This is a genomic window from Stenotrophomonas sp. 278, from assembly GCF_003935715.1.
GTDB lineage: Bacteria > Pseudomonadota > Gammaproteobacteria > Xanthomonadales > Xanthomonadaceae > Stenotrophomonas > Stenotrophomonas maltophilia_AH.
Genome location: NZ_RHPP01000103.1, coordinates 1 through 15,601 on the forward strand (window position 1 = coordinate 1; position 15,601 = coordinate 15,601).

Annotated in this window: 17 protein-coding genes and 1 pseudogene; 11 read left to right on the forward strand and 7 right to left on the reverse strand. The window is 61.9% G+C overall.

Annotated features, from left to right (window positions below):
• Positions 1-711: IS256 family transposase (locus tag EGJ34_RS15605; RefSeq protein ID WP_125361432.1), on the forward strand; the 711-nt coding region annotated here is incomplete at its 5' end.
• Between the two features lie 12 nt (positions 712-723).
• Here the strand turns inward: EGJ34_RS15605 and EGJ34_RS15610 are convergent.
• Positions 724-1,332, reverse strand: coding sequence for a DUF4291 domain-containing protein (locus EGJ34_RS15610; protein ID WP_125361433.1), 609 nt, complete (start codon positions 1,330-1,332; stop codon positions 724-726).
• 295 nt (positions 1,333-1,627) lie between these two features.
• Between EGJ34_RS15610 and EGJ34_RS15615 the strand changes: the two genes are divergently transcribed.
• Positions 1,628-1,999, forward strand: coding sequence for a hypothetical protein (locus EGJ34_RS15615; RefSeq protein ID WP_125361434.1), 372 nt, complete (start codon positions 1,628-1,630; stop codon positions 1,997-1,999).
• Positions 1,996-2,163, forward strand: coding sequence for a hypothetical protein (locus EGJ34_RS22280; RefSeq protein WP_185750202.1), 168 nt, complete (start codon positions 1,996-1,998; stop codon positions 2,161-2,163). The genes EGJ34_RS15615 and EGJ34_RS22280 overlap by 4 nt, the downstream gene beginning before the upstream one ends.
• A 157-nt stretch (positions 2,164-2,320) precedes the next feature.
• Here EGJ34_RS22280 and EGJ34_RS15620 read toward each other — a convergent pair whose 3' ends face one another.
• Together EGJ34_RS15620 and EGJ34_RS15625 are read right to left on the reverse strand one after the other, a co-directional pair.
• Positions 2,321-2,653 carry a carboxymuconolactone decarboxylase family protein gene (locus tag EGJ34_RS15620; protein WP_125361435.1) on the reverse strand — a complete coding sequence of 111 codons (333 nt, stop codon included), beginning with the start codon at positions 2,651-2,653 and terminating at the stop codon, positions 2,321-2,323.
• Between the two features lie 28 nt (positions 2,654-2,681).
• Positions 2,682-3,488 carry an SDR family oxidoreductase gene (locus tag EGJ34_RS15625; protein ID WP_125361437.1) on the reverse strand — a complete coding sequence of 269 codons (807 nt, stop codon included), beginning with the start codon at positions 3,486-3,488 and terminating at the stop codon, positions 2,682-2,684.
• A gap of 159 nt (positions 3,489-3,647) precedes the next feature.
• Here EGJ34_RS15625 and EGJ34_RS15630 point away from each other — a divergent pair, with 159 nt between their 5' ends.
• Positions 3,648-4,568, forward strand: a complete 921-nt coding sequence (locus tag EGJ34_RS15630) for a GlxA family transcriptional regulator (RefSeq protein ID WP_260477021.1) — start codon at positions 3,648-3,650, stop codon at positions 4,566-4,568.
• 225 nt (positions 4,569-4,793) lie between these two features.
• Here the strand turns inward: EGJ34_RS15630 and EGJ34_RS15635 are convergent, their stop codons facing one another.
• From EGJ34_RS15635 to EGJ34_RS15645, 3 genes are all read right to left on the reverse strand, one after another.
• Positions 4,794-5,399: a hypothetical protein gene (locus EGJ34_RS15635; RefSeq protein WP_125361440.1), complete on the reverse strand. Its 606-nt coding sequence runs from the start codon at positions 5,397-5,399 to the stop codon at positions 4,794-4,796.
• Between the two features lie 345 nt (positions 5,400-5,744).
• A complete protein-coding gene (locus EGJ34_RS15640; protein WP_125361441.1) occupies positions 5,745-6,362 on the reverse strand; it encodes a hypothetical protein in 618 nt (205 codons plus the stop codon).
• 798 nt (positions 6,363-7,160) lie between these two features.
• The gene (locus EGJ34_RS15645) at positions 7,161-7,583 is read right to left on the reverse strand and encodes a hypothetical protein (protein WP_125361442.1); all 423 of its coding nucleotides are present in this window, start codon (positions 7,581-7,583) and stop codon (positions 7,161-7,163) included.
• Between the two features lie 154 nt (positions 7,584-7,737).
• Here EGJ34_RS15645 and EGJ34_RS15650 point away from each other — a divergent pair.
• From EGJ34_RS15650 to EGJ34_RS15665, 4 genes and pseudogenes are all read left to right on the forward strand, one after another.
• A pseudogene (locus tag EGJ34_RS15650) lies at positions 7,738-8,897 on the forward strand (IS3 family transposase).
• 36 nt (positions 8,898-8,933) lie between these two features.
• The gene (locus EGJ34_RS15655) at positions 8,934-9,197 is read left to right on the forward strand and encodes a hypothetical protein (RefSeq protein ID WP_125361443.1); all 264 of its coding nucleotides are present in this window, start codon (positions 8,934-8,936) and stop codon (positions 9,195-9,197) included.
• A 1,408-nt stretch (positions 9,198-10,605) separates the two neighbouring features.
• Complete coding sequence (locus EGJ34_RS15660; protein ID WP_125361444.1) at positions 10,606-10,923, forward strand: HigA family addiction module antitoxin; 318 nt, start codon at positions 10,606-10,608, stop codon at positions 10,921-10,923.
• A gap of 158 nt (positions 10,924-11,081) precedes the next feature.
• A complete protein-coding gene (locus EGJ34_RS15665; protein ID WP_125361445.1) occupies positions 11,082-11,474 on the forward strand; it encodes a hypothetical protein in 393 nt (130 codons plus the stop codon).
• Positions 11,475-11,514: 40 nt separating this feature from the next.
• Here the strand turns inward: EGJ34_RS15665 and EGJ34_RS15670 are convergent, their stop codons facing one another.
• Positions 11,515-11,892: a DUF2384 domain-containing protein gene (locus EGJ34_RS15670; protein WP_125361446.1), complete on the reverse strand. Its 378-nt coding sequence runs from the start codon at positions 11,890-11,892 to the stop codon at positions 11,515-11,517.
• Between the two features lie 130 nt (positions 11,893-12,022).
• Here EGJ34_RS15670 and EGJ34_RS15675 point away from each other — a divergent pair, with 130 nt between their 5' ends.
• Genes EGJ34_RS15675 through EGJ34_RS15685 form a run of 3 tightly spaced genes read left to right on the forward strand, consistent with a single transcriptional unit; the run spans position 12,023 to position 15,458 of the window.
• Positions 12,023-13,534 (forward strand): alpha/beta hydrolase, encoded by a 1,512-nt coding sequence (locus EGJ34_RS15675; protein ID WP_125361447.1) that lies wholly within the window; start codon positions 12,023-12,025, stop codon positions 13,532-13,534.
• Positions 13,531-14,277 (forward strand): ATP-binding cassette domain-containing protein, encoded by a 747-nt coding sequence (locus EGJ34_RS15680; RefSeq protein WP_125361448.1) that lies wholly within the window; start codon positions 13,531-13,533, stop codon positions 14,275-14,277. Before EGJ34_RS15675 ends, EGJ34_RS15680 begins: the two co-directional genes overlap by 4 nt.
• Positions 14,274-15,458 (forward strand): ABC transporter permease, encoded by a 1,185-nt coding sequence (locus EGJ34_RS15685; RefSeq protein WP_125361449.1) that lies wholly within the window; start codon positions 14,274-14,276, stop codon positions 15,456-15,458. Before EGJ34_RS15680 ends, EGJ34_RS15685 begins: the two co-directional genes overlap by 4 nt.
• Positions 15,459-15,601: the final 143 nt, after the last annotated feature.

Genomic DNA, 15,601 nt, shown 5'->3' on the forward strand with positions numbered 1-15,601 from the left:
CGCGTCAAAGTGCGCGACGAGGGTGTAGTGCGCAACAAAGCGATCTATCTGGCATTAGGCGTTCTACCTGATGGAAGCCGCGACATCCTGGGCATCTGGATCGAGAACACAGAAGGTGCCAAGTTCTGGATGAAAGTCTTCAACGACCTCAAGACGCGCGGCGTGGAGGACGTGCTGATAGCGGTGACCGATGGCCTTAAAGGCATGCCCGAGGCGCTGGCGGCGGTCTATCCGGCGACCACCCTGCAGACCTGCATCGTGCACCTCATCCGCAACAGCCTGGACTACGTAGGCTGGAAGGATCGCAAGTTCCTTGCTGCCGAACTCAAGCCCATCTACCAAGCGGCCAGTGCAGAGGCTGCCGAGCGGGCACTGGAGGCACTGGAGGCCTCTCCGCTTGGTAAGCGCTACCCCTCGGTACCCCAGGCATGGCGGCGGTCGTGGGACCGTGTCATACCGTTCTTCGCGTTTCCGCCCGAGATCCGTCGCGTCATCTACACCACCAATGCCATCGAGAGCGTTAACGCGCAGCTGAGGAAGGTGATCAAAACCCGAGGGCACTTCCCAACCGACGAAGCGGCAATGAAGCTGATCTGGCTGGGACTGCGCAACATCACGGCCAAATGGGGAGGCACCAGCCACGGCTGGAGGAACGCGATGAACCAATTTGCCGTACTTTACGGGGACCGATTCATCCGGAGCCCGTACTGAGAAACCGGGCTGTCATCGGACAGCCCACGTCGCCCGAACACAAAAATACGGACACTCTCGGTACTCCCGCTCCGCGGGCAATAACCCGGCCGCCTCCTCCAGCTTCCCTTCCTCCACCAGCGCATGCATCCGCTGCGCCAGCTCGGTCACCTCGGTGATCCCCTGGATCCATTCCCCGGTATAGCGCCGTACCGCCTCTCCACTCAGCCCGATCTGGATCGCACGGTGCTCCAAGGGCTGATGATGCAGATCGCGCTCCGGGTCCCACTGCACCCGCACCGGTGAGTCACGCTTCAGCGCCTCCCACGCCGATGCGTCCATCCCTGGTTCCGGGTGGCTGGCGCAGCTATGCGCCAACGCCCACTCAAAACCCTCGCGGGTGATATCGATGGCCAGAATCCGCCGCTGGCCCTCGTCTTTGTAGCCCCAGCCCGCGCGATACATCATCCACAGGAAGGAAGGCTTGATCCACGTCATCCGCTCGCGCTTGAACGGCGGGCTGACGAAGGTCTGGTGTTGCAAAGCGCTGTCGGCAATCAGGTCCGAGTAGGCCTGGTAGACGCGGATGGTTTTGTCGTTATAGACCGCTCGGATCTGCCGGGCGGGAACTTTTTTCGTCATGGGCGCATTCATAGCGCGATGAAAAAGCGGCCGCAAACGACAGCCACTTGACGGTAATGGCATAGCAAGATGTGCCCAATATCACGTTGTGTGATCAATAGCGCGCCAAGTGCGACAAAAAGCCAATCCCGTGTATCGAAACACCATACACGTAGCAAGGAAAATCCGCATTTCCATTGGGCTCGGATTGATGCAGGGTGTTCCGGCGGAGCGTCGGAACTTCGTAACAAACCAAGTCCAACGCTCCCGCTTCCTTCGCCATCCAGGCGAAGACACATCCAACGGGAGAATCACAATGACAATCGACTGGGACGACACACCCAACCACGGCTTCAAAGGCGGCCAGGACATCAGGTATGACGCCGACACCAAACAGATCAGCGGCTTCATTACCATCGGGCGGGTGTCAGACATCCCCGGCACGCCGGGCTACGACGAGCCTTGCATGCATCTGGAGGGCCAATGGCTGGCCGACGTCGGCATGGGCCCGGGCACGTGGCTGCGTGCGGATCTGGGCGTGAAAAGCTTCCTGCTGGTGCCGGTAAAGGCTTCCGAGGTGCCGGAACTGGACGAAAACGGCGTGAGCAAGGACGGTGTGCCGTATATGCAGGTGGGCTCGTACACTCTGCCGTCGCGCGCCCACCGAATGCGGAGGAGCGATTCGTGAGCGAACTGGTGGACATGGACTTCCTGATCGAGGAAGAGCATCTATTTGCCTTACGCAGAATGGCCCGGAGAATGAACTGTCGTCCGGACGACATCATCATCGAGATGATGGAGAAGTTCATTGAGATCTCCGAAGCCGAAGAGGCGCGGCAAACGCGACATTGAGGGTAGAGCCGGGCTCTGCCCGGCTTCCAGCACCGCGCGATAGCACTGAAAGAACGGTGTAGGGCGGGCCTAGAGCCGACTGCCCGCCCCTGTACCTGCTTAAAATTGGAGGAGCATCACGTCCCAACCAAAGACGTGATGCCCCTCCGTCAGCGGTCTACTCGCCGTACGCCTCAAGCGCCCGCATCGAGTAAACGTAAGCCGCACCTGCATTGACCTGGATAGCTGTAGCCAGCGCCTGCGCCAGTTCCGCCTCGGTCGCCCCGGCCTTCCGCGCCGCTTCGGTGTGAGTGCCAATGCACCCATCACACCTCAGGCTGATCGCCACTGCAACGGCAATCAGCTCGCGGGTTTTGGCATCCAGCACTTGGTCATGCGCCGCCGCCGTGCCCAAGGATTGGTAGGCCTCAAGCATCTTGGGGTGACGCTTGCCAAGGCTGCCAAACGCCTTCTTCACTGCAGGTACGTATTCGGACCAGTTGAACAACATGGGTTCATCTCCTGTTTGAAATGGAAAATCAGTGACCAGCGCGATAACGCGGAGCCACGGTGCTGCTTGAGAGATGTGCCGCCATCGTCTGGCGGGCCGCCTCAAAGGCGTCCCACTCTTCGCCGGCATGCAGCGAGGGAAGCGTGATCAGCTCGCCGCGATCCAGACCGGTCAGCGCAGCATCCACCAGGTCCTCGGCAGGCATCACGATCTCGCGCGGAAGGTTCTCCACCGGCAGGCCGCCGATTGCCCAGAAGTCGGTGGCGGTCGCACCCGGAAGTACCGCCTGGACGCGCACGCCCGTGCCGGCAAGTTCCTTGTGAAGCGATTGGGTGAAGGCGGTAACGAATGCCTTGCTTCCGCCGTAGACCCCATTGAGGATCTCCGGAGCCACGCTGGCGATGGACGAGATGTTGATGACCGTGCCACGCCCACGCGCCACCATCTGCGGTACGGCGGCATAGGTTAGCCGCATGAGCGCGGTAACGTTGAGCTCCACCATGGCCGTCATGCGCTCCACGTCGCTCTGCAGCAGCGGCGTATGGGTGCCGATCCCGGCGTTGTTCACCAAGACCGTGATATCGGCATCCTGCTGCAGGCGGCGCTCCACGGTGGCCAGCTGGTCGCGCTGGCCGAGGTCGGCGGCAATCACCTCCACGGCGCGCTGGGTCTGGCTGCTGATCCGCTGAGCAAGGGCATTCAGGCGCTGGCGGTCGCGGGCAACCAGAATCAGGTCATGGCCACGACGGGCCAGGCGCTCGGCATAGATCGCGCCGATGCCTGAGGATGCGCCGGTGACCAGGGCGACGCCAGCAGATGAAGGGTGTGCGGACATGGTGCTTTCTCCAGATGGGCGGCAATGGCCGCGGGGTGTGGAGAGAGCTTGCGCCCGATGGACGATGGCGCAAATGACGCATATAGTCATGTTTTAGGACATGCAGGTTCGGCCACCATGCATAGGGTTGGGTACGTACTTGGCGACGGTTTCCAGGTCATGGCACTGGGCTCGCAGGCGGTGTTCGAGTTCGCCAACCTCGTGCACGGTGAAACCTTCTACACCGTGGAGAACTGGTCACTGCAAGGCGGGGAGATCAACGCCTCGCTGGGCATGCGGGTCGTAACGCGCGAGCTCAGCGGGCGCAGCCGCGCCGATACCTGGATGTTCGCCGGGGTGATTGACCCGCTGTCCGGACCGGTTTCGCCACCCTTGCTGGACTTCGTACGTCGCTTGGCCCCCAAGGCCCGGCGCGTTGCTGGCATCTGCACAGGTGGCTTCATCCTGGCCGAGGCCGGTGTGCTGACGCAGCGGCGGGCCACTACCCACTGGGCCTACGCCGAGCACATGCAGCAGCGGCATCCTGACATCCAGGTGGAAGCCGACCGGATCTTCATTCTGGATGGTCAGTTCTGGACCTCAGCCGGCATGACCGCCGCCCTCGACATGGCGCTGGGCATGGTCGAGAAAGATATGGGCCCGGAGGTGGCCCGCTCGGTCGCACACCGACTGGTGATGCACCACCGGCGCGCCGGCGGGCAGACACAGCACTCGGAACTGCTGGACCTGGCCCCGCGCAGCGACCGCATTCAACAAGCGCTGGACTATGCCAAGCGCCATCTGCGGGAGGCATTGGGGGTGGAGCAGCTGGCGGACCAAGTGAACCTGAGCCCCCGACAGTTCAGCCGGATATTCACGGCGGAAACCGGGCAGTCGCCAGCGAAGGCTGTTGAAGCGCTGCGACTGGAGGCTGCTCGCGTCATGGTCGAACAGGGGCGGCATCCGCTGGAGGTGATCGCCCGCGAGACCGGGTTTCGTGACCGGCGGCACCTGCGCGAGGCGTATCTGCGTGGGTTTGGTGTGGCACCGCAGGCGATGCGGCGGCAGTCGCGTGCGAGGGGGAAGGATGAGTTGTGCTGATGTGCCCACAACGGAGGTTCTGTTCAGCTGCTAAGCGATGCCGAAATGCGGGCGTTACACATTTGTGGCCCGCTGGAGTACCATTGACCTGTCTGGATGTATACGGAGCTTGAGGCCCAGCCTCAGGTGTTCAGATGCCGCCACTGGTTACTGGCCTTTGTCGTTTGATGGGAGCAATCCCTAAGGGCATCCGCGAAACCCCCGCAAGGGGGTTTGTTTTTTCTGCTACCGGCGACGACTAGGTGGCCGCCTCACTGCTCGTCCCGTGCCGCGATTCAGCAGCAATCTCCACCCATTGATCCGGTCTTCCTTCCGGAACCTGTATGGATCGCTGTCAGAGTACTCGTCACGGACGTAGGCGCTCTCTACGTATACGTACACACTCAGATTGCCTCGTTGCTTCACGTTGAAATAGATCTCGTACTGCGAGCCCTCCGGATATCCCGGAATGACTTCCCTCATCTCCAGAGTCAGGTAGTTCCTCTCGCTGGCGAAAAAGCAGGGGCGACGACTCAGCGTCCTCATTATCTCTGGTAGCACGGTCGACGCGCCGTAGCGAGCAGGAAGGAACTTGCGCCAGTTGCGTCGCTGATCGATCACCAACGGCTCAAATCCCGTTTCACTGAAGTCAATCAACTCATCGGTACGCGCACCCTTTGTCACACAGTGGGAGCTGAACTCTACCGTCACTTGGATCGGCGTCACCGCCTTGCCCTGCTCCTCAATGTTCACCACGTAACTAAATGGCCTGAGGTGATCCAAGGAGTGTTGGACTCCGTCAACTTCGATGTAGCCTCGCGCCAGGTGATCTGGCCAGTACTTCCCTTTCATACGTCCATGTGCCCTTCACCAAGCAGTGCCTCCTGAAAACGGTAGCAGCCTCAGTCCGCTCAGCTCCCGGCCACGCCTGATCGTCAATCCAAGTGGAGCAGCAGCGAGGCCGAAAATCCCCGGCAGCGCCTTGAATGACGCCCGGTTCAAGCGGACGATCTAAACCGCCTGTGAGGTGGTGTGCTCTGACGTATTCGACTAGCTTGAGAAGCTCTGGCCTCGTTTGTGCGCGTGATCACCGTATAAGCTGCCGTTGGCTGCTTACTTGTCCCATCCAACGCCATTGAAGCGTGCGGGAATCGACCTACAAGGACTCGGGCAAATTCTCAGGCCCCCGAAAAAAAATCAGGTCTTCTTTTTCAGAAGGCGTGCCATCGTGGCCTGATACGCAGTCGCCACATCTGGTCGAGCCTCATCCGCCACATTGAACTGACTCGCCAGCAGCGCCGCATCCGCCCTGCGGCCCAGCTGGCCCACGGCCTTGAAGATCTTCTTCATGAAAGCCGCATCACCGCCAATAATGTCCTTATCCAAAGCCAGCATATCGATCAGGGGTTCGACTAATTCCGGTGCGTCGGTCTTGACGACAACGTCCAGCAGCTTCTTGTAGAAGTGCAGGTGAAGCTCAGAGAATGCGTTCCGGTCGTTGAAGTAGGCCAGGAACAGGTCCGTGTATGCCGGGCTGGCCACCTTGAGCAGAATGCGCATGATCGTAGCGTGCTCCATGTCCATCTTCCCCGCATAGAACCGATCCGGGAACATCGACCGTGCCAGTGCCGCGTGGAAGCAATCGGTCATCGGAGCAATGATGCGTTCACCATCCCCGGCCAGCACCTCCACCAACAGATCGGCTTCGATCGAATAATGAGGGCGCAGCCCGTTGGCGACCATCGCGTCGAAAGCGCCTTCTTCTGGATGAGCAAGCACGCCGCGGAGGATTTCCTCGTCGAAATGGTCACGCACCAGCGTGGAGAAGCCTCCCGCCAGCAGCGCCAGATCCGTGATCGCGTAAAGGCTCTTTTAGTCCTTGGCCTGCATAAGCTTGGCCACTTGCCAGTGGGCTGTGTGTTCCTCGTTGGGGACGTAAGGTTCTTCGGGCAGTAGCAGGGGAGCAGCTTCCGCCCTGTGCTGTGCTGAACCTGCCCCGCTGAAACGGACGCCACGAAGCGATAGTTTCTTCGCACGTGGAGGTTCCTTATGTCACTTCCCCCTCTCCGTCAATACACCAATGATCAGAAGCACAAGGCCGTTCTGCTAGTTCAATCCGTCGGCCCTGCCTCAGCCCCCCGGCAGTTGGAAATGGCGGAGCTTCAGATGCGACTTGAGACACGGGGCCCCGACTCCTGCATCCAGAGACACGGATGTAGTCACATGTCCGCTTCCGACCAGAAGCAGACATTCAATCTCAACAATGATCTTGGACGAGATCCAAGTGTGAGCCCACTTCGATCCGCCCGCATGCCAATGGGACTGTGAGCATTGCGGGCGCTGAAATGGGATGAACCATCGCAATGCTGGCGGTAATCTCGAAGCACCCAGGTTGAGATACACGCACCGCAACAGATGCACCACGCTTAAGCGGGCATCGCTGAAGAAGCTCGGCGTATGAGCAGGAAACTGTGAGAATCTGGACGGAAGGTCGTGCTCCCCGAAAGCTCTCCAGCTCCACCTTTAGCACACGGAAACTCATGTCTGACCTCCCAATAGGGTACGCATCGCGTCCGCTTCCGGCCAGAAGCGGTCATTCGCACCAGCGCAGCCTCAATCCTCGTCCATGCACCAGACGCATCCAACTCTCTGATCGGACACGACCAACACACCGGCGTCGAACGTTGCGGACGTTACTGGAGTCCAGCCGACACCAAGTGCCCACGTGGAGCGCCCCCACTCACCATTTGTGAAGAAGCGCGCATCGCTGTCAGTGAACGCCGCAATGAACTGTCCAGAAAGCTCACGGGCAAGGGAAATAGGCATGATTTCGATCTTGTAGGCCATGTCCCTGTGAAGGACGTTCTCTAAGACTCTAGCTGCCTCGACAGCATCAATCTCTTCGTAGCACTCCGGTGAGTCCAGCAGTCCAAAACTTCTCGCAACGTCGGCCACGGACGGTGAAGCAGCACCAGGAAGTATCCCGGCGATGGTGTCCTGTCCTCGCTCCTGCTTAATTCGCTCTGTGATATCCAAAGTTTCCCCCGGTTACCTGATCGATATGCCCAGTGGCCCAGCGAACGTTCCAATGGGTCGGTGGCCGACATTACCATCCTTCCCGGCGGTCTGGACCGGCCAGGATTTCGTAGACAACTCAGAGCCATAATCAATGGTAACGAGAGAGGTGTCTATGGCGAGCAAGCAGTACACGGATGAGTTCAAGGCCGAGGCGGTCAAGCAGGTGACCGAAAGGGGCTTCGCGGTTGCGGAGGTTGCCAATCAGCTGAGGGTCTCTTCCCATAGCCTGTATCAATGGCTCCGTAAGGCCAAAGGCGAGGCGCTGGCGGGCACGCCCGAGGGGGGGGGTGCTCCCATCGGCCAAGGATTCAGCCGAGGTCCGGCGCTTGAAGGCCGAGGTCAAACGTCTGACCGAGGAGCGCGACATACTAAAAAAGCCGCGGCGTACTTCGCCAAGGGATAACGGCGAAGTACGCGTTCATGCGTGAACATCTGGAGCAATTCAGGCTGACCGCAATGTGTCGAGTCCTTGGTGTTAACCGCAGCGGGTACTACGCATGGGTGGGCAATCCAGACGGGCCGTGGCGTCGTGAAGATGATCGCCTTCGGGGCCTCATCAGGCACGCGTGGCTGGCGAGCGGTACGGTCTATGGCTACCGCAAGATCACGCGTGAACTTCGGGAGAGTGGCGAGCGCTGCAGTCGCCACCGTGTTCGACGCCTGATGAAGGCAGACGGCATACGGGCGGAGATTGGCTATGGAAGGAGGCCGCGGCATCGAGGCGGGCCACCCGGAGTGGTTGAGAACGTCGTCAATCGTGACTTCTCACCTTCTGGCCCCAACAAGGTGTGGGTCACCGACATCACCTACATCCGCACGTATGAAGGCTGGCTGTTCTTGGCAGTTATCGTCGACCTTTATTCGCGGCAGGTGGTTGGCTGGGCGACACACTCCCAGATGACCAACGATCTTGTGTTGCAGGCGCTCGTATCAGCGATATGGAAGCGGAAGCCTGCTGCCGGGTTGATCATTCACTCCGACCAAGGCAGCCAGTTCACCAGCAGCGATTGGCTATCGCTGCTGAAGCAGCACGGCATAGTTCCAAGCATGAGCCGGCGAGGAAACTGCCACGACAATGCGGTGGCTGAGAGCTTCTTCAGTGCACTCAAGAAGGAGCGGATCAAGCGACGGATCTACCCAACCCGGGACGAAGCACACTCTGACGTATTCAATTACATAGAGATGTTTTACAACCCGGTCCGCCGGCATGGTTCCGCTGGCGGTCTAGCCCCTGTAGAGTTTGAAAGGCGCTACGCGCAAAGCGGCTCATGAGTGTCTACGGAAGTCTGGCCGGTCCAAGATGATGTGATGGCTGAGATTGAAACGCTGATAAGGGAAGTGAACGCGTTCCTTGGAAAGGTGTATCGATTCTTGAACTCCCAGTTGCGCCCACACGTTGCAGAAGAGCTCTGCGGCATCTTCTTTGGTCGCGGCTACATGAGAAAAGTCCCGCTTGCAGAGCGAATCGATTTCGATAGTGGCGTTTGTCAGTCACGCCATTGGTTCGACTCCGATTCGGCGTTCAAGTGCCCATTCTCAGAGAGCTGTGGTGCCTATCATCGGGCCGGGTAATCGGGCTGAAAGCCTGACCAAGTGGGGCCAGCGGCTGTTTGGTCTTCCCCTTTTCGAAATGAAAGGTGTTGGATTGGGTTCGAAGCGTGCTTCTCTTGCGCAATCAGGTGAGAGGGCTGCTTCATGAGCACGTTGGTCCGGGAGTGGAGGTTTTCCGTACGCGGTTCTGCGAAACTTCGGGATGAGGATCCAAAGTGACTGGGACTGGCGGGTATAGCTCACCTTGATCTTGGGCCTGCCGTCCCACCACCAATGTGAAATGCTCCGGGCACCTTCTGCGATAGCTGCAGGGGAGAGCGCTTCCCCTGGCATGGTCGTGGCTTGTTCCCCGCGATGCTCGTACCGCCCGACGCCTCTCGGTTCCACAGCATCCAGCGCTTCGGCGTCGAGCATCAGTCCATGAACGCAATGATTCGCGTCGCCAGCACTGCAAAGACGATAAGTTGTGCTGGATTGTGAGGTGTTGAGCTGTGCCCTGCATGCTACTGGAGCGGCGCTGGTAGGGCGTTGAATAGTGGCCGAACGTCGCGAACAGCACGCCTTGAGCTCGATGTGAAGAATCTCGTGGCGAGATTCCGCGCCAGAATGCCGCCACTCTCAGCCAAACCCGACGCAAATCACCGCATTTCACCCGCTTTCCGTGCCACAAGCGACACCACCTGGCCGAACATCGCGCCACCCCCCAAAAAGCAGAATTTCCCTACTTCCCATCCGTTTCCAGTTCCGGCACCGTAGGCCCCGGAGCTTAGAGCACTCCTGTAGCGTGTAATTTGTTTGTCCCGTTGTCGGGAAGGTGGCGAATACAACACCCCCCATGTTGGGGGAAATAAGCCACGCCGTTTCACGCTACACGGTCTCTAACCTCCCGACGCCTTTCCCATGGTGGGAAAGGCCTCTTCCCGGGAGTCTGTGATGTACGCGTTCTGGGCCTTCACCCATCGCTTCGAGCTGCCCACTCGAGGTCTTCGATTACGTCTTCCGCGCGCCCGCAGCCACTTAGCGCTGCCACTCTTCGCGCGCATCCACGCCTTATAGCGCCGGGCACAACCCCGGCCATCTGATCGGCACCGCCACGCGCCGTTGCTGCGCCGTGCGCTGCCCATTCGTTGAACTTACTTGTTACCCAATCGTGGGAGGATTCCATGTGCGAGCTTGTTCTGTTGCAGATACGCATTGCCAGGCCAATGCATGCCGCCTTGAAGGCGGCTGCCCAACACGAGGGCCGTTCCCTCAGCAAACTGGTCAATCAGCTGCTTGAGTCATACCTGTTGCTGCGCACCTGTGCGCTGAAGGAAGACGGCAGCCCGTCGCCAGCGGCGGAGTTGGCCGCCGCATCACCGCCGTGGATGGCCTTCAGCCGGCCGCGCCGGTGCGGTGGCCGGCTTCGTCGGGCCACAGGAGCAAAGCAATGAGTACCATCTCCAGGACCATCATCTACCCCACGCCTCGCGAGCATCCGGGCAAGGTGCTCCTTGCGAACTATATGAAGCCACTGCGGCTTTCGGTGCGCCACCTCGCCTGCTGCCTCAACGTAAGCCGTGGTCGCCTGGACGCCGTGGTGCGGGGCCGCAGTGGCATCGACCCACACCTGTCGCTTCGGTTGGGCCGCCATTTCCGTCACCCACCGCTGTACTGGTTTGAGCTGCAGAACGCCTACGACATAGAACTGGCGTACCGCGTCTACGGCCCGAGTGTCGATCTGGTCCGCCCGCGCGCGTACTGGTAACGGAACGTCCAACACAACCGCCCGCAAGGACGCGGCATCGCTACAGGTTTGCCGTAAACGTGCTCAATCGCGAATTCCGTTGCGCGGCCCACGCCGGCCGCGCAAGCACCGCCGCACCCGTCAGGGCCGCACCCACACAGGCAGCAGGAGGTTCAGGCATGGGCCTGATGATGGCGTTGGAAATAGAGTCGGGTGCAACGCTGGAGGAGGTAGCGCAGACACTGACTGACCTGGGCGCATGCGTAAAGGATATCCCGCATATCCATGGCGGGCTGTTGCCTGGATCGAAGTGCGGCTACGGCCTGATCTTGCACCGCTACCCGATGCGCGTTCTGGCCAAGGGGATGAAGGTCAACTGGACCGTGGGCTTGACGATGACCTTCCACTTCCGCGCCAGCAACAAGATGAGCAGAATGGCGGAGATCTATCCGTTCATTGAACTGTTCGCGGAGCAGCATCCGCACCGGTTTGTGCTGTCGTTCGAGTACGAGCGCGTCTATGCGGTGCGGGACGAGAAAGGGCTGGATCTGCGGTGGCCGTTTTCGGCGTAACGGGAATCGCGCTTGCTGGCGCGGACGACTGACGTAACGATCAGCCGGTCGCGCCAGCAGCAAGACCGGTAAAGTAGCGGCGCATGGCGTTCGCCTTTCCTTCGGATACGTAGCGTTCGGCAGTCTCGCCGCCGAGCTCAGTCAGGGGCATGTTGCGAAACCAGTACAGGGCGCGCTTCACGTCCCCGCCGTTGGCCTCAACCAGCATCGTCAGCACGCTGAGCGAATCGCGCAGATAGTCCTGCAGCTTCTCGGACGCCGGCGCGTGAACAACCGTCGAGCGATGCACCCCCGCCAGCTTCGCCAGCGGGATTCCGCTGATACCAAGGCGTTCGCTGTAGATCCGGGGCGAGATGATCGAGCCCTCGCGAAAGCCGTCTACGAACTGGTCTGGATCTACCCGAAAGGCTGCCTCCACGGCGTGCTCCTGATGCTTCCTTGGCTTCATTGTGGTGCAACTGGCCGTGGCGGGGCATCCCCTCTGTCACATTCGCCCCGACCGCCCGTCATGGCATGCTAAGACCCTTCACTCAAGGACGTGAACCCGCATGCACCCTGCCACCCGATCCCTGGCCGCCAGCGCAGCCCTGCTGTTGCTGGCCGCCTGCCAGGCCACGCCGGAGGCCGCTCCCGAGGCGGCCCAGCGCCAGTTTGGCCAGCTCACCTTCAAGCCCTGCACGCTGACCAGCAGCCAGGCCAGCAGCAACGTGGAAGCCGAATGCGCCACCCTGCAGGTGGCCGAGAACCCGGACGCGCCGAATGGCCGCAAGATCGGCTTGAACATCGCCTGGCTGGATACCGAGAACCAGGGCGAGGGCAAGCTGGACCCGGTGTTCTTCCTGGCCGGTGGCCCCGGCCAGAGCGCCACCGAGGTGGCCGCGGTGGTGAACCAGGCGCTGCGCGAGGTGCGCAAGAAGCGCGACATCATCCTGGTGGACCAACGCGGCACCGGTAAATCCAACCCGCTCACCTGCCTGGACGCGGAAGGCAAGGAGCTGGCGTTCGACGAGAACGCCGCCGCCACCCCGGAAGTGGTGGCTGAATATGCCGGTCGCTGCGCCGCCACCCTGACCTCGCGCGCGGATTCGCGCTTCTACACCACCACCCAGGCCATCGGTGACCTGGACGCGGTGCGCGCGGCGATGGGCGTGGACAAGATCAACCTCATCGGCGGCTCCTACGGCACCCGGGTGGCCCAACAGTACGCCGCGCGCTTTCCGCAGCACACCCGCACGGTGGTGATCGACGGCGTGGTGCCGAACGAGCTGGTGGTGGGCGGTGATTTCGCCAACACCTTCGAAAACGCCATCGCGCTGCAGTCCGCGCAGTGCAGCAAGGACGCCGCCTGCGCAAAGCGCTTCCCGGTCGACACCCGCACCCAGCTGCGCAACGTGATGACCACGCTGAACACCGCGCCGGTGGAGGTGGACTACCGCGACCCGGGCACCAATGAAGCCCGCCGCGACAAGGTCACCGCCGACACGGTTACCAGCCTGGCCTTCCTGTTCTCGTACATGCCGGAACTGTCCTCGCTGCTGCCGGTGGTGCTGGATGAAGCCGCACAGGGCCGCTATGCGCCGCTGATGTCGCTCAACCGCATGGCCAGCCGTTCGATGGACGGGCAGATGAACCGGGGCATGCAGTGGTCGGTGATCTGCGCTGAAGACGCCGACCGCTACCAGCCGGCCCCGGCCGGCGACACCCTGCTGGGCCCGGAAGTGGCGCGCATGTTCTTCGCCGCCTGCCCGGCGTGGAACGTGGGCAGCCGCCCGAAGGACTTCACCCAGCCGCTGCGCACGGAGCTGCCGGTGCTGCTGCTCAGTGGCGAGCTGGATCCGGTCACCCCGCCGCGCTACGCCGAGCAGGTGCTGAAGGGCCTGCCCAACGCCCGCCATCTGGTGGCGAAGGGGCAGGGCCACGGCACCCTCAACGCCGGCTGCATGCCGCGCGTGCTGGCGCAGTTCGTGGACACCGCCGACGCCAAATCACTGGAAGTGAGTTGCCTGGATTCCCTGAGTCCGGTGCCGGCCTTTACCTCGTTCAATGGATGGGAACCATGATCGTCGCCGAGAACCTGCATAAAGCCTTCCAGACCAAGACCGGCCTGATCCAGGCGGTCCAGAACGTGGGCTTCCACGCTGAGGATGGCCAGATCACCGGCCTGCTCGGTCCCAATGGTGCGGGCAAGACCACCACCATGCGCATGCTGTACACGCTGATGACCCCGGACCAAGGGCGGGTGCTGGTGGATGGCCTGGACGCCGCCAAAGACGCGGTGGCGGTGCGACGCCGGCTTGGCGTGCTGCCGGACGCACGTGGCGTGTACAAGCGCCTCACCGCGCGCGAGAACATCGCCTACTTCGGCCAGCTGCATGGCATGAGCGCGGCGGATATCCGCGAGCGCACCAAGGTGCTGTCCAAGGCCCTGGACATGGAAGACATTCTGGACCGCCAGACCGACGGCTTCTCGCAGGGCCAGCGCACCAAGACCGCCATCGCGCGCGCATTGGTGCACGACCCGCGCAACGTGATTCTGGACGAGCCCACCAACGGCCTGGACGTGATGACCACGCGTGCACTGCGCGGCTTCCTGCGCGGGCTGCGCGACGAGGGCCGCTGCGTGATCTTCTCCAGCCACATCATGCAGGAGGTGGCGGCACTGTGCGACCGCATCGTGATCATTGCCAAGGGCACGGTCACCGCGGCAGGCACGGCGGACGAACTGCGCGCGCAGACCGGCGAATCGAATCTGGAAGATGCCTTCGTCAAGGCCATCGGTAGCGAAGAAGGACTGCACGCATGAGCGCGTTTGCCACGTTGTTGACCGTGATGCGCAAGGAACTGCGCGACCTTTCCCGCGACCGCCGCACGCTGGCGCTGACCCTGCTGCTGGGGCCGCTGCTGTACCCGATTCTGATTCTGGGCATGGGCAAGCTGGCCGAAAGCCGGGTCAAGACCCAGATCGACAAGCCGCTGGAGATTCCCACCATCGGGGCCGAACACGCGCCGAACCTGGTGCGCTTCCTGGCCGCGCAGGGCTTGAATGCGGTGGAGGCACCGAAGGACCTGACCGCTGCCATTCGCGACCAGAACGTCGATGTGGCGCTGCGGATCAGCCCGGACTTCCGCGAAAACTGGGAAGACGGCAAGCCGGCACTGGTGGAGATCGTGCAGGACAGCACCCGCCGTGCCGCCGATGTGCCCACCGCGCGCCTGAAGGCAGCCTTGGCCGGCTACAGCCAGCAGGTGGGGGCATTGCGCCTGCTGGCCCGTGGCGTGGACGCCCAGGTGGCACGGCCGCTGGACGTGGCCACCCAGGACCTGGCCACGGCTGAAGCCAAGCGCGGTGTGATGCTGTCCATCCTGCTGCCGGTGCTGCTGACCATCACCTCGTTCCTGGGCGGCGCATATCTGGTGATGGACACCACCGCCGGCGAACGTGAGCGCCAGTCGCTGGAACCGCTGCTGGCTACCCCGGCACCGCGCAGTGCGATTGTGAGCGGCAAGATCGCGGCGGCGTGCGTGGTGGGGCTGGCATCGTTGCTGCTGACCTTGCTGGCGTTCAAGCTCAGTGCTCAGCTGGGAACCGGTGCCGCCGCGCGGCAGCTCAACATGGGCTTCGTGCCGATGCTGCAGATGTTGTTCATCATGCTGCCGATGCTGCTGATCGGCACCTCGCTGCTGACCTTCCTGTCAGCCGCGTCCAAGAGCATGAAGGAAGCGCAGAGCCACATGACCTGGCTGATGCTGCTGCCGATGCTGCCCGGCTACGCGCTGATGGTGTACCCGCTGAAGAGCGAGCTGTGGCAGTTCGGCGTGCCGTTCCTGGCGCAGAACCAGATGCTGCTGAAGATCATCCGCCACGAAGCGATCAGCCCGCAGATGTGGGGCGTCTACCTCGCCGCGAGCCTCGGCCTCGCCGCCGTGCTCTGGTACGCCGCCGTACGCCGCTACCACCAGGAGCGGTTGGCGATCTCCGGCTGACCTGTGGCCTGTGGGCTGCAACCGGTAGCGCCGGCCGTTGGCCGGCCCTCCATTACGCCGCGGGCGGGCCCCCGCCCGGGCGGCCCGGGGGGGGGGGCACCCGCAACAATTCGCCAAAAAAAAAACCCCGCACGCGGCGGGGC